The following is a 20,513-nucleotide window of genomic DNA, read 5'->3' as shown; positions in this document are numbered from 1 at the left end:
CTCCCGGGCTGCGCCTTCTGCCCCACCGCCCCCGCGCGGTGCAATAACGCCAGAATGGACAGGCTGCGATGATCCAGGTCGAGAACCTGCACAAGCACTTCGGCGGCTTTCACGCCGTCGACGGCGCCACGCTGACCATTCAGCCCGGCTCCATCACCGGCCTGATCGGCCCAAACGGCGCAGGAAAGACCACGCTTTTCAACGTGGTGGCCGGCGTTCTTGAACCAACGTCAGGCCGCGTCACGATGAATGGCGAAGACATCACCGGCCTGCCGCCTCACGCGCTCTTCGGCAAGGGCCTGCTGCGCACCTTCCAGATCGCCCACGAGTTCGGCTCGATGACCTGCCGCGAGAACCTGATGATGGTCCCCGGCGGCCAGACAGGCGAGGCGCTGTGGAACACCTGGTTCGGCCGCAAGCGGATCGCCGAAGAGGAGCGCGCGCTGCGCGCCAAGGCCGACGAGGTGCTCGAATTCCTCACCATCTCCCACCTGGCCGACCACAAGGCAGGCCAGGTCTCCGGCGGCCAGAAAAAGCTGCTGGAGCTGGGCCGCACCATGATGGTCGATGCCCGCATCGTCTTTCTCGACGAGGTCGGCGCGGGCGTGAACCGCACCCTGCTCAACACCATCGGCGACGCGATCATCCGCCTGAACAAGGAGCGCGGCTACACCTTTGTTGTCATCGAGCACGACATGGACTTCATCGAGCGCCTCTGCGACCCGGTGATCTGCATGGCCGAGGGCAAGGTGCTGGCCGAGGGCACGCTGGCCGAGATCAAGGCCAACGAGCACGTCATCGAGGCCTACCTGGGCACCGGCCTGAAGCACAAGAAGGAGGTGCCCGCGTGATCCGCATCGCCCCTGCCCTGCCCGCTCAGGCCGCCCAGGCCCGCCCGGCCCCGGTCGCACCGGTGCACGCCCTCCACCCGCGCGTCCCGCGAGGCTGCTGACATGTCCGACACCTACTCCGGCCGCGGCAACGCCGACCGCTCCATCACCAATCCCCGCCCCGCCTCCACCCTCACCCCCGCGCCCGGCAGCGGCGAGGCGGCGATGACCGGCAGCGCCTTTCTCATCGGCGACAGCATGACTGGCGGCTACGGCACCGGCCCCGACATCCTGCACGACTGCACCATCGCCGTTGAGCCCGGCGAGATCGCGGTCATCGTCGGCCCCAACGGCGCGGGCAAGTCCACCGCCATGAAGGCCGTCTTCGGCATGCTGAACCTGCGCAAGGGCTCCGTGCGGCTCGCGGGCAAGGACATCACCGACCTCAGCCCGCAGGACCGGGTGCGCGCGGGCATGGGCTTCGTGCCCCAGACCAACAACATCTTCACCTCCATGACCGTGGAGGAAAATCTCGAGATGGGTGCCTTCATCCGCGAAGATGACATCTCGGGCACCATGGCGCAGGTCTACGACCTCTTCCCGATCCTGAAGGAAAAGCGCCGCCAGCCCGCGGGCGAGCTTTCCGGCGGCCAGCGCCAGCAGGTCGCCGTCGGCCGGGCGCTGATGACCCAGCCCAAGGTTCTCATGCTCGACGAACCCACCGCCGGCGTCTCGCCCATCGTGATGGACGAGCTCTTCGACCGCATCATCGAGGTCGCCCGCACCGGCCTGCCCGTGCTGATGGTCGAGCAGAACGCCCGCCAGGCGCTCGAGATCGCCGACAAGGGCTACGTTCTGGTTCAGGGCAGCAACGCCCACACCGGCACCGGGCAGGATCTGCTGAACGATCCAGAGGTCCGCCAGAGCTTTCTGGGAGGATGAGGATGCTGCGCCAAGCCTGTGTCATTGCGCTGCTTTCCAGTCCTTCCCTGGCGCTCGACTGCACCCCTTCCACGGCCTGCCTCACCGACGGCACCTGCGATCTTGACCACTCCGAGGGCCCCTTTGCGCTGGAGATGCGCGCCGAGGGTCTCGCCCTGCTCGACCCCACGGAGCCCGCGGAATCCCGGGAGCCCTGGATGCTGCTCGCCGAGCAACCCGCAGGCGATGGCGGCACCCGCGTCTTCACCGTGATCGACCCGCGCCGGGGCGATGCCGCGATGCTCTCGCTCAGCGACGAGCGCGCCTTCATCCTCACCGTGCACGGGCTGACCTTCGGCGCGCCCTACGGGTTGATGACCATCGGCACCTGCGCGGGAGATCCGCTCTGATGCGCCACCTCGCCCTGCCCTCCGCCCTTGCGCTCCTGGCCAGCCCGCTTGGCGCCCAGTCCGACGACGAGCCGATCGCCATGTGCAGCTCGGCCTCCTATGAAGTCTGGGTCACCGCCCAGGACGACCCTGCCCGCCCCGCGCTGCTCACCCTCATCGGCGCCCGCCCGCAAAGCGCCAGGCTCACCCGCCGCAACGGGTTGCGGCTCTTTGCCAGCTCCACCGCCGACAAGCTCTACCTCGCGCTGCACCTGCTGCCCGACGGCACGACCCGGATCATGGTGCAGCCAATGGGCGGCGAGAGCGTTCTGGAAGAGGCAGACTGCAGCAGCCGCGAAGCCCTCGTCAGCTACCTGGAGGCCCGCACGTGACGCGCAGCGCCCTTCTTGCCCTCGCGCTTCTTGCCCCCGCCCCGGCACTGGCCGTCGGCTACGAGTGCAGCTACACCCGCTACTGCGTCGAGGAGCGCTCCTGCCAGCCGTCCGGCCTGACCCTCACCATCCGCCCCCGCGCCGATGCCACCCAGCCCGATGAATGGGAGATGGAAACCGGCGGCGCCGCCTCGGCCCGCGTCATCCCGGTCCGCCAGATCCGCGATCCGCTGGGCGACAGCCAGAGCTTCGTCTCGCCGATGGAGTTCGACTCCATCCACCTCGTCTCGATCTTCAAGCGCGGCATCACCCGCTACGCGATGCACAACTCCGTCGAGGGCATCCAGAGCCAGAGCTTCCACGGCACCTGCGAGATCGTCCCGTGACCCTGCGCGCCGCAGCCACCCTCGCCCTGGCAAGCCTTGCCCCGCCAGCGCCCGCCCTGGCCGAGGGCGCGCGGCTCGACCTCGCCTGCACCTACCTCAAGAGCTGCGACCAGGCCGGCGCCTGTTCGGGCTTCTCCGGACCGGTCACGCTCAGCCTCGCGCCCGTCACCATCGACCCTTCCGGCACCGGCGACTGGCGCTTCTCTCCCGAGGGCGCCACCGCCCTGCCCGCCCGCGGCCTCTCGCACACCGGACCATGGACATGGCAGCCGGGCGATGGCCACCTGCACACCTTCGTTCTCACCGGCGAGGACTCTGCGCTCTGGATCCGCCAATGGCTCCCGACCGAGCGTTACCCGGAGACCTACGCCGAGATCGACATCCTGACCTGCGAGATCTCCGGCTGATGGACCTGCTCAACGCCGTCGTGGCGCTCCTCAACTTCGTCATCATCCCGGCCGCGACCTACGGCTCGCAGCTGGCCCTCGGCGCGCTCGGGGTCACGCTGATCTACGGCATCCTGCGGTTTTCCAACTTCGCCCACGGCGACACCATGGCCTTCGGCACCACCATCACCATCCTGCTGACCTGGGGCCTTCAGGCGCTCGGCATCGGCCTCGGGCCGCTGCCCACCGCGCTGCTCGCCCTGCCCCTCGGCATCTGCGCCACCGCGCTCCTGGTGCTCGGCACCGACCGCGCGGTCTATCGTTTCTACCGCCGGCAAAAGGCCGCGCCGGTGATCCTCGTGATCGTCTCCATCGGCGTCATGTTCATCCTCAACGGTATCACCCGCTTCATCATCGGCGTCGACGACCAGAACTTCGCCGACGGCGCCCGCTTTGTCATTTCCGCCGGCAATTTCAAACGGATGACCGGGCTGGACGAAGGCCTCGCCCTGCGCTCCACCCAACTGCTGACGATGGTGGTGGCCGCCGTCTGCGTCGTGCTGCTGTTCTGGTTCCTCGGCCGCACCCGGACCGGCAAGTCGATGCGCGCCTTCTCCGACAACGAGGATCTCGCGCTGCTCTCGGGCATCAACCCCGAACGGGTCGTCGCCGTCACCTGGCTCATCGTCGCCGCGCTGGCCACCATCGCGGGCGTGCTCTACGGGCTCGACAAGTCGTTCAAGCCCTTCGTCTACTTCCAGCTGCTGCTGCCGATCTTCGCCGCCGCCATCGTCGGCGGCCTCGGCTCCCCGCTGGGCGCCATCGCCGGCGGCTTCGTCATCGCTTTTTCCGAGGTCACCGTCACCTACGCCTTCAAGAAGGTCGCCACCTACGTCCTGCCCGACGCGCTGGCCCCCACGGGCCTGCTGCAGCTGCTGACCACCGAGTACAAGTTCGCCGTGAGCTTCGCGATCCTGGTCATCGTGCTCCTCATCAAGCCCACCGGCCTCTTCAAGGGCAAATCCGTATGATCCGCGCTCACGCCCTCCTGGCGCGCACCGCGCCCACTGCCCTGCCCACCGAAGAACCCCGGAGGCTCGCATGAAGCTCCACCCCGCCCTGCTCTTTCTCTTCGTTGCCGTGCTCTACATCGGCACCGGCTTCGTCCAGAGCTGGAACACCACGCTGACCATCCTCAACATGGGGCTGGTTTCGGCCATCATGGCCCTGGGGCTGAACATGCAATGGGGGTTCGCCGGCCTCTTCAACGTGGGCGTCATGGGCTTCGTGGCCCTGGGGGGCCTCGCCTCCGTGCTCATCGCCATGCCGCCGGTGCCCGAGGCCTGGGCCGCAGGAGGCGCGCGGCTCTGGGCTGGCCTGGTGCTCGGTGCGGCCTCCGTGGCGGCCGGCATCGTCACCTTCAACCGGCTGCCGCCGGGGCGTACGCGCCTGCTGGCCACCGCCGCCGTGGTGATCGTCGGCTTCGTGCTCTACCGCCTCGTGTTCGACCCCGCCCGCGATGCCGTCGAAGCGGTCAACCCCGCCTCCACCGGCTACCTCGGCGGCCTCGGGCTGCCCGTGATCCTCGCCTGGCCCGCAGGCGGGTTGCTCGCCGCCGGCGCCGCCTGGATCGTCGGCAAGACAGCACTGGGCCTGCGGTCGGACTACCTCGCCATCGCCACCCTCGGCATCGCCGAGATCATCATCGCCGTGATGAAGAACGAGGACTGGCTCGCCCGCGGCGTGAAAAACGTCAACGGCATCCCGCGCCCGGTGCCCTACGAGATCGACCTCCAGCACTCTGAATCCTTCCGCGGCTGGGCCTCGTCGTTCAAGCTCCCGCCCGAGACCGCCTCCACCCTCTACGTCAAGCTGCTCTACGGTTGCCTCTTCGCCGCGATCCTCGTGCTCATCATTGTCGCCCTGCAACTCGCGCTCAAATCGCCTTGGGGCCGGATGATGCGCGCCATCCGCGACAACGAGACCGCCGCCCGTGCCATGGGCAAGGATGTCACCCGTCGCCATCTCCAGGTCTTCATCCTCGGCTCCGCCATCTGCGGCATGGCCGGCGCCATGATGACCACGCTCGACGGCCTGCTGACGCCCGGCACCTACCAGCCGCTGCGCTTCACCTTCCTGATCTGGGTCATGGTCATCGTCGGCGGCTCCGGCAACAACCTGGGCGCTCTGCTCGGCGGGCTGCTGGTCTGGTGGCTCTGGATCCAGGTCGAGCCGCTGGGGCGGGCGATGATGGAGTTCGTCACCCTGCCCATGGCCGACGGATCCTGGCTCAAGGCCCACCTTCTCGACAGCGCCCAGCACATGCGGCTTCTGACGATGGGCGTGGTCCTGCTCCTCGTCCTGCGCTTCTCTCCGCGCGGCCTGATCCCCGAACGGTAAACCCGGCTCCCGTCACCCTCGGACCCGCCAACCGTCATCCTCGGGCCTGCCCCGAGGATCTCTCGCCAACCATCCGACCGCCCTCGCCCCGTCTGTGATCACACCCACCGTCACGCCCCGGTAACCTTCGTTACTCGCGCGCCGGGGCCAAATCCGCGTATGCATGGGTTGTGCATGGGTTGTGCATGGGTTGTGCATGGGTTGTGACTCCCTCCTTTTCACGGTTAATCCGCCCGTTAACCCGCCTGAACGCTCCCCGTTTCCGACATCCAATGTCGCTGAACGGCCAGCACAAGCCACGCTCCCCTCACAGCATCGAGGCAGAACACACCAGGGAGTCGCCACCATGAAAACCACCACCCGCGTCTGCGTCATCGGCGGTGGCGTCGTCGGCTGCTCGGTGCTCTACCACCTCACCAAGCTCGGCTGGTCCGACGTGCTCCTGCTCGAACGCTCCGAGCTCACCTCCGGCTCCACCTGGCACGCGGCGGGCGGGTTTCACACCATGAACTCCGATACCAACATGGCCGCGCTCCAGGGCTATACCATTGGTCTCTATAAGGAATTGGAAGAGATCACCGGCTTGTCCTGCGGCCTCCACCACGTCGGCGGCATCACCCTGGCCGAGACGCCGGAGCGCTTCGACATGCTGAAAGCGGAGCGCGCCAAGCACCGCTACATGGGCCTCGATACCCGCATCGTCACGCCCGAGGAGATCGGCGAACTGGCCGAGCTGGTCAACTTGAGCGGCATCCTCGGCGGCCTCTACGACCCGCTCGACGGCCACCTCGACCCCTCCGGCACCACCCACGCCTACGCCCGCGCCGCCAAGCTGGCCGGCGCCGAGATCGAGACTCACTGCAAGGTCGAAGACCTGAAGCCCCGCCCCGACGGCTCCTGGGACGTTGTGACCAACAAGGGCACCGTGCACGCCGAGCACGTCGTCAACGCCGCCGGCCTCTGGGCCCGCGAGGTCGGCGCCATGGCGGGCGTCTACCTGCCGCTGCTGCCGATGGCGCACCAGTACCTCGTCACCGACGACATCCCCGAGATCTACGAGCGCGCCACCGAGTTCCCCCACGTGCTTGATTGCGCGGGAGAATCCTACTTCCGCCAGGAGGGCCGCGGCCTCTGCATAGGCTTCTACGAGCAGCCCTGCGAGCCCTGGGCGGAGGCTGGAACGCCTTGGGATTTTGGCCACGAGCTGCTGCCCGACAACCTCGACAAGGTCTCCGACAGCATCGAGATGGCCTACCACCGCTTCCCCGTGCTGGAGCGCGCTGGCGTCAAGCGCGTCATCCACGGCCCCTTCACCTTCGCCCCCGACGGCAACCCCCTCGTCGGCCCCGTCCCCGGCCTGCGCAACTACTGGTCCGCCTGCGCCGTCATGGCGGGCTTCTCGCAAGGCGGCGGCGTCGGCCTGACGCTGGCGCAATGGATGATCGAGGGCGAGGCGGAGCGTGACGTCACCGGCCTCGACGTGGGCCGCTACGGCAAGTGGATCACCCCGGGCTACACCGTCCCCAAGGTCATTGAATTCTATCAGAAACGCTTCTCCGTCAGCTACCCCAACGAGGAGCGCCCCGCCGCCCGTCCGCACCGGACAACCGCGATGTATGACATTTTTAACGATCTTGGCGCAGTCTGGGGCCACCAGTTCGGGCTCGAGGTGCCCAACTACTTCGCGCGGGGAGACGAACCGAGCTACGAGACGCCCAGTTTCACCCGCTCCAACGCCTTCGAGGCCACCGGCCGCGAGGTCCGGGCCGTGCGCGAGAGCGTCGGCATCAACGAGATCCAGAACTTCGGCAAGTTCCGCGTCACCGGCCCCAGGGCCCGCGACTGGCTCGACCGCATCATGGCAGGCCGCGTCCCGCAGGAGGGCAAGATCAGCCTCACCCCAATGCTCTCGCCCAAGGGCCGCATCATCGGAGACTTCACCATCTCCTGCATGGGCCAGGAAAACTTCGCCCTTACAGCGAGTTACGGGGCGCAAGCGATGCACGGCCGCTGGTTCGAGCACCATGCTGAAGAAGGCGTTACCGTCGAGAACGTCTCCGACCGTCTCACCGGCTTCCAGCTCGCCGGCCCGCGCTCGCGCGACGTGCTGCAAGCCTGCACCTCCGCCGATGTCGCCGCGCTCCCCTTCCTGGGCGTCGCGCACATGGTGGTCGGACAGGTCGCCTGCACCGTCCAGCGGGTCAGCTACACCGGCGACCTCGGCTATGAGATCTACTGTGATCAGATGGACCAGCGCCACCTCTGGCACGTGCTGTGGCAAGCCGGACAGGCCCACAACATCACCCCCTTCGGCATGCGTGCCATGATGTCGCTGCGCCTCGACCGTTTCTTCGGCTCCTGGCTGCGCGAGTTCTCGCCCGACTACACGCCCGCCGAAACCGGGCTCGACCGTTTCATTTCCTTCAAGAAGAACAGCGACTTCATCGGTAGAGCTCATGCAGAGGCCGAGCGCGCCAACCCGCCCGCCCGGCAGCTCGTGGCCTTCCTCGTCGACGCCGACACCGCCGATGTGCACGGCTACGAGCCGGTCTGGATCAATGGCGAGGTCGTGGGCTTCTGCACCTCCGGCGGCTACTCGCACCACGCTCGCCAATCCGTCGCCCTGGCGCTCATCCCCCGCGAATTCGCCCAAGAGGGCCAGCAGGCCGAGATCGAGATCCTCTCCCAGATGCGCCCCGCGCGCCTCACCACCACCCCGCTCTTCGACCCCGAGGGCAAAGCCCTGCGTGCTTGAGCCAGGCCCCCGGCAGGGTTACAGAAAATCATGACCCTGCCGATCCTCATTCTCGCCGCCGGGGCTGCCTCCCGCATGGCCCCGCGCGACAAGTTGCTGGAGCCGATCCAGGGCATTCCCCTGCTCACCCGCATCGCCGACATGGCCTGCCGGGTCAGTGACTTCGTGCTCGTCGCCCTGCCCCCCGACCGCCCCGCCCGCCGCGCCGCCATCGACCACACCGCCGCCCGCCCGCTCACCGTGCGGGGCGCCGCCGAGGGCATGAACGCCTCCCTCCGCGCGGGCCTCGAAGCCCTTCCGCAAGCGCCCGCCTTCATGCTGCTGCTCGCCGACCTGCCCGAGCTTACCGAACAGGACCTCCGCGCCGTGATCGCAAGCCACGCCACCCACCCGCAGGCTCTTGTCTGGCGCGGCGCCACCGAAGACGGCAAGCCCGGCCACCCGGTCATCTTCGCCGCGCCGCTTTATGAGAAAATCATGCAACTCCAAGGGGATGACGGCGCAAGAGCCGTCGTCGCCGCCGCCGGAGACCGCGTGCACCTCACGCCGCTCCCCGGCCAGCATGCGCGGCTCGACCTCGACACGCCCGAAGCCTGGGCCGCCTGGCGCAAGGCCACGAACACCCCGAGCTGACGGGCCCTCGGGCCGCCGGGATAAACCCCACCTTCAGTGAAACAGCGCCGTCACTTCCCGTTTCTTCAGGGCCATACGCGCCGTCACGACGGAGTTGGCATCCCGGCGCAGCTCGGGGAAGATCTCCAGGATCTCCTCGCGCTGCTCATCCTCCATCTCGCCCAGAACCTGCGCGCCCGGCTGGTAGCTTTCGGTCCATGCGCCCTCGGCCATGATGATCTCATGGGCGTCGAACATCACGTGAATGTAGACGACCTCCTCCACCTCCACCTGCTCGATCCCCGGCAGCCCGACGAGGTGAATGGCCGAGACCAGCACCTCGTGCTCGCCAAAAAGCATCTCCGCACGGGCATCCGAGATCAGCATCTTGTGCTGCGGGCTCACCATGATGTCGCGCTCCGGCAGGCCATAGCCAAGGGCGCCCTGCTTGATGCGCACCGGCTGGAGTTTCGGGTTTGCCCGCAGGTGATGGGTGTTCAGCAGGCGTTGGCCGACCCATTGCAGGCGCTTCACGCCATGGTCACGGGTCAGCACCCGGTCACCCGGCCCCAGCCGTTCCACCTCACGCGGCCCCTCGGGCGTGGCGATCATCGTGCCCGGCGTGAAACAGGGAATAAAGTTGACCGTCTCGATCTCGGAGAAGGTCATCGTGCCCGTGACGTTGCCCAACCCATCGAGAAACTGCACCGTGCCGCTCTCGGGGTTGCCACTGTCGTAGATCACCCGGGTCGGGCCCGCGCCGGTCAGGTCGAGCACGTCGGCGTCAAATCCGGCCTCGCCGCCCTGCACATGGTCTCCCGGACCGGCATAGAAGGTGTCGGCATCAGCGCCGCCCAGCAAGGTGTCGGCCCCCGCGCCGCCGATGAGCACGTCATTGCCGGCCCCCGCGTCGGCGGTAAAGCCCGAACTCGCGGCGGTGCCGACGATCACGTCATCGCCCGCGCCGGTCACGATGTTCTCGATCTCGGCAAAGCTGGCGGTGTCGGTGCCATCGCTGACCGTGCCCGCCTCAGAACCACTGAAGGTCACCGTCACGCCCGAGGTCACGCCGGTGGTGTCGAGCGTGTCGCCGTCGGTCTCGCCGCCCTCGCCGCCGATGATCGCATCGGCGCCAAAACCATCTTCCAGCATGAAACGGTCGTCGCCGTCCTCGCCGTAGATCTCGTCGTCCCCGGCCCCGGCATAGATCGTGTCGTTGCCCGCGCCGGCCTCGATGATGTCGTCCTGTGCGCCCTCGCCCGGCAGAATCGCATCGCCCGCGTCCACCATGTCGCCATGGGGATCGCCGGCATAGCTCGCGTCGATCACGTCATCGCCCGCGGTTCCGCTGACGATCCCATCGCCCGGAATACCCGCCGCGATGAGCCACATCGGGTCCGAGGCCTCTGCGGGCGCAATGCCCATGAGCAGAAGCGACTCGCCGTTCGGGAAGGTCAGCAGCGCATTGCCCGAACCATCGTCGCTCACCACCACGTCATGCACCGAAACCGGGTCGCCACCCGCGTCGGTCATGCCGCTCACGTCGATCTGGTCAATGCCGGTGAAGGTGCCGTCACCGATGGGCGTGGGCGCATCGAAGAAATAGACGGTGTCCTGCCCGTCGCCATCGGCAAAGACGACCGTGTCGGCATCGCCGTCGGGCGTGGCAAAGTCGCCGGTCGAGCCGAGCCCGTAGGTGTCGTTTCCGGCGCCCGCGTTCACCGTGTCGGAGCCCGCGCCGGTGTCGAACACCTCGCTGCCCGCGCTGCCGATGACCGTGTCATCGCCCGACCCGAGCGCCACCGTCTCGAACTCGCCAAAGCTCAGCGTGTCGGTGCCGTCGCCGATGGTGCCCGCTTCGGCGCCGGTGAAGGTGAGGGTCACGTCGCTGGTCAGGCCATCGGCCATGAGCACGTCGCCAACGGCCAGGCCGCCGAAGATCAGCGTTTCGCCGCCCTCGCCCCCCAGGAGCGTGTCATTTCCGAACCCGTCGAACACCGAAACCACATCGCTGCCGGTGCCCGCATCCAGCACATCGTCGCCCGTGCCGAGGCTGATCGTGTCATTGCCTGCGCCGGTGGCGAGGTTCACCCCGCCGGTTGCCGCCGTGGCATCGACGGTGTCATTGCCCGAGCCGGTGACCACGCGCTCGATCTCCGAGAAGGTCGCGGCATTGGCGCCCTGGGCAAGCGTGCCGCTCTCGGTGCCGGCATAGGTGACCGTCACGCCCGAGGTCATGGCGCCCGCGTCCAGCAGGTCGCCCGCGGTCTCGCCGCCCTCGCCGCCGACGATCGTGTCCACGCCAAAGCCTTCGCCCAGGGTGATCGTGTCGTCGCCGGTGCCGGCATAGATCGCGTCGTTGCCCGCGCCGAGCGCGATGCTGTCGTTGCCCGCGCCGGTATAGACGGTCTGGTTGCCCGCGCCGCCCGTGACCACGTCATTGCCGGAGCCGGTCACCACCGCCTCGATCTCGCTGAAGGTCGCGGTGTTGCCGCCCACCGTCAGCGTACCGGATTCGCCACCGCTGAAGGTGACCGTCTGGTTGCCGCTCACGAGCGAGGCGTTGAGCGTGTCGCCCGTGGTCTCCCCGGTCTCGCCGCCCACGATGATGTCGTTGCCGAAGCCGTTCTCCAGCATGACAGTGTCGTCACCGGCCTCGCCATAAACCTCGTCATTGCCGAGGCCGGCATAGATGGTGTCGTTCCCGGCCCCGGCCTGGATGATGTCGTCATTGCCCGTCTCGCCCGGCAGGATCGCGTCGCCCGCGTCCACCATGTCGCCGTGGGGGTCGCCCGTGTAGGTGCCGTTGATCACGTCGTTCCCGGCGGTGCCGCTGACGATCCCGTCCCCCGGGATTCCGGCGGCGATCAACCACATCGGCTGGGCGGCCACGGCGGGGCTGACGCCCACCAGCGTCAGGCTCTCGCCATTGGGGAAGGTCAGCACCGCGTTGCCGGAACCGTCGTTGGTGACGACGACATCATGCACCGAAACGGGGTTGCCCCCGGCATCGTTGAGCCCGCTCACGTTGATCTGGTCGCGCCCGGCAAAGGTGCCGTCGCCATTGGCGGTGGGCGCCTCGAAGCCCTCGATCCGGTCCTGGCCGTGGCCGTTGCCGAACACCACGGTATCCACCGCACCATCGCCGGCGCCGAGGAGCACGGTATCGTTGCCCGCGCCCATCGTGACGGTATCGGCGCCCGCACCGGTGGCAATGTAGTCGTTGCCCGAGGAGCCGGTGACCGTGTCATTGCCGCTGCCCAGCGTGACCCGCTCGATCTCGCTGAAGCTGGCATTGCTGCCGGTGCCGGTGATCGTGCCGCTCTCCGGGCTGGTCAGGTTGACGGTGAGGTTCTGGGTCACCGCGCTGGCGTCGATTCTGTCGCCTGCGGTCTCGCCGCTCTCGCCACCGACGATGGTATCGGTGCCAAAGCTGTTGCCGAGGATGAAACCGTCGTCGCCCGCCCCGCCACTCATCGTGTCGTTGCCCGAGCCGCCGGTGATCACGTCATTGCCGGTGCCGCCGTCGATGATGTCGTTGCCGGTGCCGCCATCGAGCGTGTCGTTGCCGCCGTAGCCGAAGATCTGGTCGTTCCCGGCCCCGCCGGACACGGTGTCATTGCCCGCGGCACTGTCGGGGATGGTGGTGAACTCGACATCGGTGATCCAGAGCGCCTGCCCCGAGCTGCCATCGTTCTGATAGGCGATGATGATCTGCGCCACCGGCCCGGTCACGGTGATGAGCGCCGAGCCACCCACGTCGGCGGCGGAGTTGCTGCCGGCCCCGTTGATCGTGTCGGCGTCATACATGCTGTCGTCGCCGTCGAGCCGGAAGGTGACCGGCACCTTGTTGCCCTGCGCGTCATAGGCAACCACGGTGATCAGGTCGTCCCACCCGCCCTGGTCGATGTCGTTGATCCGGAACCGGACGTTGCCCACCTGGTTCGACATGCCCGACCCGGCAATCGCGTTGAAGTCGATCGTCACCGTGCCGGTGTTGGAGAAGCCGGTGTTGGATGCGCCGTCGCCGCCCAGAAAGAGCGAGGAGTTGTTGGCAAAGGTCTCGCCCTGGCCGGTGTTTACGTATTGCGTGCTGTTCGACACCTCGGCCGCGTTCAGCCCGCCATCGTCGTCGATGCGCACCGACACGTTCATCGTGCCGGTGTTCTGGGTGAAGCCTGCGGCAAGATTTGTGCCGCTGCCGACCTGGTCGGTCCAGTTCAGCGCCTCGTTCGTGGCGGAGACCGGGGCGTTGTCGGCGTGGATGATATCGTTGCCGTCACCGCCCGAGATGGTGTCGTTGCCGCTGCCGGCATGGATCGTGTCGGCACCGGAGCCGCCGTTGATCGTGTCGTTGCCGGCCCCGGCCACGATGGTGTCGTTGCCCGCTCCAGCGTTGATGACGTTGCCATTGCCGCTGATCTCGTCGCCCTGCGCATCCTCGAAGCGGCCGTCGATCACATCGTCGCCGCTGGTGCCATCGACCGGCCCGGCGACGGGCGGCGTATAGGTGGGCGCGCTGGTGGCGGTCGCCGAGGTGATCGAGCTGATGAAGTAGTTGTCCGGCACGAAATAGACGTTGCCGTCGGTGGCCAGGTAGTAGGTGCCGCTGTCGGTGATGTTGGTGTAGGTTGAGCCGTTTCCGGTGTAGGTGCCGGTCCAGCGCCACTGCCCGGTCCCGATGACCTCGTCGACAGAGAAGGCCTCCATCCCGCCGACAATGCTGTCGCCGGTCTGCAACGTCCCGTCACCAAGGTTTACCCTGTACCCAATCGCCATCGTCGGTGTCCTGCTCGCGCTGTCCAGCTCATGCAGGTGTCTGCGCACCCTTCTCAGCCGATTGTCCCTACTCTGCGAGGCCGTTCGGGCTCGCACGCGAGGAGATATGCGCGACTAAAGCGGCGAAACTTTGAGAAATGCTGAAGACCGAGGGGTTTTATCGCGGCAGAAATAAGGCAAGAGGCGCGAAAATGCCCCTGTTTTCAATCACTAGAAGAGTTTTCCCGGCGTCACCCGGGGAGCCAGTCAACCCCCGGATGAGCAAGGTCCCGTGGCGGATCAGACGGCGACCAGGGCGGCCTCGTGGCGCTTCAGCACGCGACGCGCGGCCAGGTATCCGTCACGCCCCTCGGCTTCCGCCAGGTCGGGGAAGAGCGCCAGCACCTCGGCGCGCGCGGCCCCGTCCAGCCCGGCCAGGGTCCGGTCGCCGGGCTGAAAGCTCTCGGTCCAGGCCCCGTCGGAGAGCACCACCTCGTGTTGGTCGAAGAGTATGTGGATATAGGTCACCTCTTCCACCTCGGCCCGGCGGATGGTGCCGCCGTTCACCAGGTGCAGCGCGGCCACCAGAACCTCGCGATCCTCGAACCACAGCGCGGCACGGTCCCCCGTCACCAGCATCCGATGCTGCGGGCTAACCATCATGTCGCGCTCCGGCAGCCCCTGCCCCATTGCGCCCTTGGTCACCAGCACCGGCCGCAGCTCGGGCTGGCGGGCCAGCTGCGCCGCACCCAGCGTCTTGCGTCCGACCCAGCGGATCCTCTGCAAGCCATGGTCGCGGGTCATCACCCGGTCACCCGCCTTCAGCCGCTCGACCGGCACCTCGCCCCTGGCGGTGGCGATCCTCGTGCCCGGCGTGAAGCAGGGGATGATCTCCTCGATGTCGGTGAAGGTGATGTTGGCCCACTGCCCGGTGCTCTCGTTGAACAGCTGCACCTGCCCGTTGAACCCTGGAGTCCCATTGTTTTCAGGATTTTGCACGAGGTTCGTGATCTTGAATCCCTGGCTGCGCAAACCGCCGAGGTTGAGCACGTCCCAATCGTCGCCACCCGATCCGCCGTTGACAGTGGTGTTGTTCACCCCCGCCGAGCCGAGGCTGTCGACAAAGATCGTGTCGGCATCGTCGCCGCCCGAGAGCACGTCGTTGTCGCCGCCGCCGTGAATCTCGTCGTTGCCTGCGCCGCCGTTGACCAGGTCAAACCCGTCGCCCGCGGTGATCACGTCATCGCCAGTGCCGCCCTCGATCACGTCGTTGCCGCTGCCGCCGTCGATCACGTCATTGCCGCCCTGGCCGTAGATCGTGTCGTTGCCGGCCCCGCCGAAGAGCGTGTCGTTCCCGTCCGGGATCGGCTCGACGATCACGTCGTCGATCAGGTCTCCGTTCATCGAGAAGCCCGACTGCGTGCTGCGCGTCGTCAGGGTGAACTCGATCGCTGTGCGGTTGTCGAATTCCGCAGAGAACCAGGCGTCCTGGTCGCTGGGGGTGTTGGCCTCGGTGCCGCGCGCGGTCACGAACCCGGCGCCGGAGCTCACCGCGAGCGATGTGTCGGCCGCCGTGCCATAGGCACCGAAGCTGCCTGCATCCAGCGTCACCGCCTCGAAGTCGGTCGCGCTGTTCTGGTCGAGATCGTTGAAGGTGGCGGTGGAGTTGAGCGCCACCGGTTCGCCCGTGACCGGGTTGAAGAACTCGAGCCGGAAGGTCGCCTCGTCCCCTGCCCGGAACCGGCTGTTGCCGCCGTTCAGCAGGATCTCCGAGCCGTTGCCACTGGCGAGATCCACCTGCAGCCGCGAATCCGACACGCTGACCAGCACGAGCCGGGCCGAGATGCTGGTGCCGTCATCGAGCGTGGCCACGCGGTCGTAGATCACGCTGTCGCCCGGCGTTGCGCTGTTTGCCGCAGAGGCTGTCTCGCTGCCCGGCCGCACATTGAAGATCGAAAGCTGCAGGGGCGTCGCGTCATTGCCGGGGGCCGTGCCCTCGCCCGCATCGCCGAAGATCACGTCATTGCCGTCGCCGCCATTTATGGTGTCGTCGCCGCCTTCCCCGGAGACCCGGTCATTGCCCCCCGCCGCATTGATGACATCGTTCTCATCCGTGCCCTGGATGGTTTCATCGGTGTCGTTGCCATTGATCGTGGCCATGGTGGTTGGTCCCCCAGTACTAGTTAGAACAGCCCGGCAGATGGGCATATTGTGCGGCGGCAGAAACCGCGACATGAGCAGCGGGGCCCTCCTTACACCAGAATCCTGCCATATTCAGTCCGCATTTTGGTGACGTGGCGGAACATCGCAGCCCTGTTCACGAGCCAGAAACAATCCCGGCCCCATGGCCCCCACTGTCCACCCGCCGCAGTGCAGCAGCATCGTGCCGGGCCTGAAACGCAGATGTCCGCGAGGCTTTCGCCGCGCGGACAAGCTGCATATGTCCCCTCGGGGATCGCCCTTCATCGGCTGCCAACCATGGGCCCTTGCGGACCCGCCCCATGACAGCCGGGGCGCGGATGTGGATGATCTGCCGCTTTCGGGGCGTTCGGCCCCGACCCTGCGGCGCGACGCCCGGCGATGAATGCCATCGCCGGGTGCCAGAGCCTCTTACTCGGTGAGCAGCAGGGCCTCGTGCTTCTTCAGGGTCTTGCGCGCAGCGCTGTATCCATCGCGGCCCGCTTTCTCCTTCAGTTCGGGGAACAGCGCCAGGAGTTCCTCGCGCTGCTCGCGGTCCAGCCCCTCCAGCGTGTAGTCGCCGGGCTGGAAGCTCTCGGTCCAGGCGCCATCCGACAGAACCACCTCGTGCTGGTCGAACATGAAGTGGATGTAGGTGACGCTAGCCACGTCGGCAGCCTCGGCAATGCCCTTGCCGTTCACAAGGTGCTTGGCCGCCACCAGAACCTCGCGCTCCTCGAAGTAGAGCGCGGCGCGGTCGGAAGCCACCAGCACGCGGTGCTGCGGGCTCACCAGCATGTCACGCTCCGGCAGGTTGCCATCGAGCGCACCCTGGGCGATCCGGACGGGGCGCAGCTCGGGGCGCTTCATCAGCTCCACCGTGCCCACCTCGGTCCGGCCCAGCCAACGGATCTCCTGGATGCCATTGTCGCGGGTGATGACCTTGTCGCCCACCTTCAGATCTTCCACGGCCACCTCGCCACGCGGCGTCGCGATCAGCGTGCCGGGGGTGAAGCAGGGGATGACGTTCTCGACTTCCTCGAAGGTCATCGTGCCGCCGTCGAGGAAGTGAACGATCCCGTCTTCCTTGTCGGGAGAGGTGTACTGGATGTAGTCCACACCCGAGCCGGTCAGGTCCAGCGTGTCGTAGTCATCGCCACCCGCGCCGCCGTCCACATGGTCGCCCGCGTTGCCGCCGATGAAGGTGTCGCGGTCGTCGTCGCCGTAGAGCTTGTCCTCGCCCTCGCCGCCGATGATCGTGTCGTTGCCGGTGCCACCGTAGATGGTGTCATCGTCCACGCCGCCGTCGAGGTAGTCGTCACCCTCGTCGCCGTAGATCAGGTCGTCGTCGTCCTGGCCGAAGATCCGGTCGTTGCCGGCGCCGCCGTGGATCTCGTCATCGCCGTTGTCGGGGCGCAGGTCGCCATCCTCGTCGGGAATGTTCAGCGCATCCGGGAAGGCCGGGTCGAGACCGCCATAGATGATGTCGTCACCGTCGCCTCCGTCGATGTAGTCGTTGCCCTCGCCGCCGACGATGTAGTCGTCGCCTTCGTTGCCGTAGACGATGTCATCGTCGTAGCCGGCATTGATGGTGTCGTTGCCTTCGCCGCCTTCGATGTAGTCGTCATCGTCGCCGGTGATGATGGTGTCGTTGCCCTTGCCGCCGTAGACAGTGTCCTTGTCGTCATTGGGGTCGGCGTCGGGCGCCCAGATCCCCGGGTAACCCTGGTCTGGCGTGCCCGAGAGGCCGGTCACCGGGTGAATGTTGCCCGAGGTGTCGATGTAATCGTTGCCATCGCCGCCATCGACGGTGTCGTTGCCGTCACCGGCATGAACGATGTCATCGGAGCCGCCGGCGGTGATGGTGTCGTTGCCCTTGCCGCCGATGATGGTGTCCTTGTTGTTCCAGCCGATGATCGTGTCATCGCCGTCACCACCGTCGATGGTGTCTTCACCGCCGCCGCCATCGATGTAGTCGTTGCCCTTGCCGCCGGTGATCGTGTCATCGCCCGACATGCCGTAGATCTCGTCGTCGCCGTCGCCGCCGTCGATGATGTCGGCATCCTGGCCGCCGCGGATGTAGTCGTTGCCCGCGCCGCCCGAGAGCTGGTCGTTGCCGTCCTGGCCGTAGATGACATCGTCACCCTCGCCACCTTCGATGACGTCGTCGCCGCGGTTGCCGGTGATGTAATCGTTGCCCGACCCCCCGTCGATGGTGTCGTTGCCGCCACCGCCGTGGATCTCGTCGTTGCCAGACCCGCCGAGGATCGTGTCGTCGCCTTCGCCACCGTTCAGGTAGTCGTCGCCGCCATTGCCCTCGATGTAGTCGTCGCCGTCGCCACCGTAGATGGTGTCGTTGCCTTCCGCACCCGACCCTTCGCCGGCAATGACCGTGTCGAAGTAGATATCGGTCACGTTCACGCCGCTGTCGGAATTGCCGTGCTGGCTATGGGTGATGACGAGCTTCGCCACCGGACCGGCCGCGCTCACCAGCGCCGAGTAGGTCGGCGAGGTGTCCGGCTGGCCGCCACCCTTGGACACTGCGGTTTCCTTGCCGGCCACGCCATCGTTGTCATAGAGCGCCACGCCGCTGCCAGCGGTCATGTTGACCGAAACCGCATTGCCGTTGGCATCGTAGGCCTTCACCACCACGGTGCTGTCGAAGTCGATGTCGTTTATGCGGAACGATACGTTCTCGGCATCCTTCTCGAACTCCAGCGTGTAGGTCTGGCTGTCGCCCTTGTCGTCCAGTTCGCTTTCCAGCGACGAATAGGGGTTCGCGCCGGGCAGGTTACCGGTGTCGATCGAATGCACCTTCTGCTGGTCGGTCGAGAAGGTGTTGTCGTAGGACTTCTGAAGCGTCAGCTTCACCACGTTGTCGCCGGTGTCCTGGCTCTGGCTGACGATCTTTTCGCCGTTCTGGAGGCTGCCGCCGTTGTAGTCCTTGAGTTCGGACCACTTGAACACTTCCTGCTCCGAGGTCTCGCCGCCCGCGCCGTTGCCGTAGGCGCCGGCCGCATCGCCGATCAGGATGTCGTTGCCCGCGCCGCCATAAAGCGTGTCGGAGCCGCCGTTGCCATAAACCTCGTCGTCGCCCTCGCCGGACTTGACGATGTCATCGCCGTCGCCCGCCACCACGATATCATCGTTCGGGGCCTCGCCCGGCAGGATCGCATCGTTGTTGTCGATCATGTCGCCTTCGGGGTCGCCGGTGTAGGCGGTGTCGATCACATCGTCCCCAGCCGTGCCCTCGACGATGCCGTCAAGCTCGCTCTCGGGCTCGGGGAGGGTGTAGGACACGTTGTCCACGGCACCGGAGCCTTTCAGCACCACTTCCATGCGCGCCACGCCTTCGACCGCGCCGAAGTTGACGTCGCACTGGCCGTTGTTCTTGGTCGTGACGTATTTGTAGCCCAGCGACTTGCCATCGGCGTCATAGAGCTTCACGTAGGCGCCCTCTTCCACGTCGAGCAGGGTCAGGCCGTGGAAGGTGACGTTTTCGTCGAAGTCAAAGCGCAGGGTGCCGCCGCAGGCCTCGTCATCGGGGTCGTTGGAGTCGCCGTCCTCGCTGATGATGAGCACCTTGCCCAGGTTGCTGGTGGCCAGGTCGGTGTCACCGCCGGTCGGCTTTGCCGTGTTGAAGATCATCGCCGGGCTTTTCGACCCGTTCACGGTGCCGTTCACGATCGAGGAGATCGTCACGCCTTCCGACTTGTATTCGTTGTCCACAACGGTGCCGGTGGCAGCGTCGTTGAAATCCAGTGTGACCTTGGTCATCAGATCTTCCCCTGCAAGCTTGCGGATGCGGTCGGCAGCGACCCCGCGCGTTTCATTTCGTGACCGGCCCCGCGCACGGGACCGCGTTGAACACTCTGGGTCAGGAGCAGCAGCGCCGGGACAAAACTCCCGGTCGTTGGATCGAGCTTCGCTCGCGCTGCATCATCCGTCGTCATCCAAACGTTCCTTCACCCTCACCCACCCCGGGCGGCGCAGCCGGCCAATAGCGGTTCCGCGCGACACGCACTCTTCAGCCAAAAGGGGAACGGTGTCCGAAACGCGAGCAAACGCGCCGGAGTGGTATCGGGAAGGTCCAGGCCTCTTTCGGGCCCATGCCTCCACACCTGTCGTGTTTGACTGCCAAAAAAGCGACAGCAGACACGCACCGATCCCGCAGAAATGACCTCTGCGTCGTCGTGCGGCCGCCCCCGCAGCCAGCAAACATCGCCCCCCAGTTGGGCGCCTTCGGTATAGCCGTTCCAGGCGCGCGGCCAAAAGCGAAAAGTGGCGCGATTGCGGCGAAAGCGTGCCGGATGCATCCAATTCTGCCTTGGTTTCGGCACGTTTAAGGCGAGCGGTTTATTGGCGATTCTCGCCATAGGTTGACGCCCGGTTAAGGCTCCTGCAGAGCCAATGCGGGCATTTACAAGTTGTTTTCTTCAAAATGCGCGGGTTTTGGCCTGCTGCAATGCGGCGGCGCAGTCAAAGGCTTGTCGACGGACTGTTTCC

General features: G+C 66.7%; 14 protein-coding genes. 10 read left to right on the top strand and 4 right to left on the bottom strand.

Features of this window, described 5'->3' with window-relative positions:
• Nucleotides 1-68: 68 nt before the first annotated feature.
• The 10 genes from BUR94_RS07155 (at nt 69) to BUR94_RS07110 (ending at nt 9,092) form a co-directional block, all read left to right on the top strand.
• The gene (locus BUR94_RS07155; RefSeq protein WP_074255529.1) at nt 69-851 is read left to right on the top strand and encodes an ABC transporter ATP-binding protein; all 783 of its coding nucleotides are present in this window, start codon (nt 69-71) and stop codon (nt 849-851) included.
• A 102-nt stretch (nt 852-953) separates the two neighbouring features.
• Entirely contained in the window at nt 954-1,772 is an 819-nt protein-coding gene (locus BUR94_RS07150) for an ABC transporter ATP-binding protein (protein ID WP_074255528.1), read from the top strand.
• Nucleotides 1,773-1,774: 2 nt separating this feature from the next.
• Entirely contained in the window at nt 1,775-2,161 is a 387-nt protein-coding gene (locus BUR94_RS07145) for a hypothetical protein (RefSeq protein ID WP_074255527.1), read from the top strand.
• Complete coding sequence (locus tag BUR94_RS07140; RefSeq protein ID WP_074255526.1) at nt 2,161-2,532, top strand: hypothetical protein; 372 nt, start codon at nt 2,161-2,163, stop codon at nt 2,530-2,532. Before BUR94_RS07145 ends, BUR94_RS07140 begins: the two co-directional genes overlap by 1 nt.
• Nucleotides 2,529-2,918, top strand: a complete 390-nt coding sequence (locus BUR94_RS07135) for a hypothetical protein (RefSeq protein WP_074255525.1) — start codon at nt 2,529-2,531, stop codon at nt 2,916-2,918. Before BUR94_RS07140 ends, BUR94_RS07135 begins: the two co-directional genes overlap by 4 nt.
• Nucleotides 2,915-3,325: a hypothetical protein gene (locus BUR94_RS07130; protein WP_074255524.1), complete on the top strand. Its 411-nt coding sequence runs from the start codon at nt 2,915-2,917 to the stop codon at nt 3,323-3,325. Before BUR94_RS07135 ends, BUR94_RS07130 begins: the two co-directional genes overlap by 4 nt.
• A complete protein-coding gene (locus BUR94_RS07125) occupies nt 3,325-4,335 on the top strand; it encodes a branched-chain amino acid ABC transporter permease (RefSeq protein WP_074255523.1) in 1,011 nt (336 codons plus the stop codon). The genes BUR94_RS07130 and BUR94_RS07125 overlap by 1 nt, the downstream gene beginning before the upstream one ends.
• Before the next feature lie 70 nt (nt 4,336-4,405).
• Nucleotides 4,406-5,704, top strand: a complete 1,299-nt coding sequence (locus BUR94_RS07120) for a branched-chain amino acid ABC transporter permease (protein ID WP_074255522.1) — start codon at nt 4,406-4,408, stop codon at nt 5,702-5,704.
• Between the two features lie 346 nt (nt 5,705-6,050).
• Nucleotides 6,051-8,459 (top strand): GcvT family protein, encoded by a 2,409-nt coding sequence (locus BUR94_RS07115; protein WP_074255521.1) that lies wholly within the window; start codon nt 6,051-6,053, stop codon nt 8,457-8,459.
• 30 nt (nt 8,460-8,489) lie between these two features.
• Nucleotides 8,490-9,092: a nucleotidyltransferase family protein gene (locus BUR94_RS07110; protein WP_074255520.1), complete on the top strand. Its 603-nt coding sequence runs from the start codon at nt 8,490-8,492 to the stop codon at nt 9,090-9,092.
• Nucleotides 9,093-9,125: 33 nt separating this feature from the next.
• Here BUR94_RS07110 and BUR94_RS07105 read toward each other — a convergent pair whose 3' ends face one another.
• The 4 genes from BUR94_RS07105 to BUR94_RS20640 all read right to left on the bottom strand — a co-directional run bounded on the left by BUR94_RS07105 (nt 9,126) and on the right by BUR94_RS20640 (nt 19,960).
• Complete coding sequence (locus BUR94_RS07105) at nt 9,126-13,850, bottom strand: Hint domain-containing protein (protein ID WP_084192948.1); 4,725 nt, start codon at nt 13,848-13,850, stop codon at nt 9,126-9,128.
• 279 nt (nt 13,851-14,129) lie between these two features.
• Nucleotides 14,130-15,989, bottom strand: a complete 1,860-nt coding sequence (locus tag BUR94_RS21040) for a Hint domain-containing protein (protein WP_074255518.1) — start codon at nt 15,987-15,989, stop codon at nt 14,130-14,132.
• A gap of 450 nt (nt 15,990-16,439) precedes the next feature.
• Entirely contained in the window at nt 16,440-19,784 is a 3,345-nt protein-coding gene (locus BUR94_RS20875) for a Hint domain-containing protein (protein WP_245794398.1), read from the bottom strand.
• Complete coding sequence (locus BUR94_RS20640) at nt 19,784-19,960, bottom strand: hypothetical protein (protein WP_175570434.1); 177 nt, start codon at nt 19,958-19,960, stop codon at nt 19,784-19,786. The genes BUR94_RS20875 and BUR94_RS20640 overlap by 1 nt, the downstream gene beginning before the upstream one ends.
• Nucleotides 19,961-20,513: the final 553 nt, after the last annotated feature.

Source organism: Vannielia litorea, from assembly GCF_900142295.1.
GTDB lineage: Bacteria > Pseudomonadota > Alphaproteobacteria > Rhodobacterales > Rhodobacteraceae > Vannielia > Vannielia litorea.
Note: the sequence above shows the minus strand (reverse complement) of the source record. Positions and strands in the feature narration are given on the sequence as shown.

Coding starts and splice junctions, on each gene's coding strand:
- BUR94_RS20640 (WP_175570434.1), bottom strand. CDS start 19,960: ATGACGACGGATGATGCAGCGCGAGCGAAGCTCGATCCAACGACCGGG.
- BUR94_RS07140 (WP_074255526.1), top strand. CDS start 2,161: ATGCGCCACCTCGCCCTGCCCTCCGCCCTTGCGCTCCTGGCCAGCCCG.
- BUR94_RS21040 (WP_074255518.1), bottom strand. CDS start 15,989: ATGGCCACGATCAATGGCAACGACACCGATGAAACCATCCAGGGCACG.
- BUR94_RS07120 (WP_074255522.1), top strand. CDS start 4,406: ATGAAGCTCCACCCCGCCCTGCTCTTTCTCTTCGTTGCCGTGCTCTAC.
- BUR94_RS07145 (WP_074255527.1), top strand. CDS start 1,775: ATGCTGCGCCAAGCCTGTGTCATTGCGCTGCTTTCCAGTCCTTCCCTG.
- BUR94_RS07110 (WP_074255520.1), top strand. CDS start 8,490: ATGACCCTGCCGATCCTCATTCTCGCCGCCGGGGCTGCCTCCCGCATG.
- BUR94_RS07105 (WP_084192948.1), bottom strand. CDS start 13,850: ATGGCGATTGGGTACAGGGTAAACCTTGGTGACGGGACGTTGCAGACC.
- BUR94_RS07125 (WP_074255523.1), top strand. CDS start 3,325: ATGGACCTGCTCAACGCCGTCGTGGCGCTCCTCAACTTCGTCATCATC.
- BUR94_RS20875 (WP_245794398.1), bottom strand. CDS start 19,784: ATGACCAAGGTCACACTGGATTTCAACGACGCTGCCACCGGCACCGTT.
- BUR94_RS07155 (WP_074255529.1), top strand. CDS start 69: ATGATCCAGGTCGAGAACCTGCACAAGCACTTCGGCGGCTTTCACGCC.
- BUR94_RS07150 (WP_074255528.1), top strand. CDS start 954: ATGTCCGACACCTACTCCGGCCGCGGCAACGCCGACCGCTCCATCACC.
- BUR94_RS07115 (WP_074255521.1), top strand. CDS start 6,051: ATGAAAACCACCACCCGCGTCTGCGTCATCGGCGGTGGCGTCGTCGGC.